Origin of the sequence: Flavihumibacter cheonanensis (assembly GCF_022352215.1) — a bacterium.
GTDB classification, from domain to species: Bacteria; Bacteroidota; Bacteroidia; order Chitinophagales; family Chitinophagaceae; genus Flavihumibacter; species Flavihumibacter cheonanensis.
In genome coordinates this window covers 1-283 of record NZ_JAKRWF010000169.1, presented here as the reverse complement: position 1 = coordinate 283, position 283 = coordinate 1, and the positions used below count along the sequence as shown (strand labels likewise).

1 protein-coding gene is annotated in these 283 nt (G+C 62.2%); it reads left to right on the top strand.

The features are described 5' to 3' along the window. The coding region (locus tag MD536_RS21570; RefSeq protein WP_239603847.1) for a LemA family protein at window positions 1-283 on the top strand (283 nt) is incomplete at both ends.

The following is a 283-nucleotide window of genomic DNA, read 5'->3' as shown; positions in this document are numbered from 1 at the left end:
GCGGAAATGCGTAGCCAGCTTTGCGCCACACCGCCCGGCACAGCGGGGGCTGACTTCAGTGCCCTGTCTGCCCGGCTCAACATACTGGTCGAAAACTACCCCGGGCTGAAAGCGAGCGAGCTGTTCCTGAGCTTGCAGAAAAACCTCTCCGACAGCGAGGAACGCATCGCGCTGGCGCGGGACTACTTCAACAACTTCGCCACGTTCTACAATACCCGCCTCCAGACCATCCCCGACCGTTTTGTCGCAAGCCTTGCCAGGCTGCGCCCGCGCAAGCTGCTCG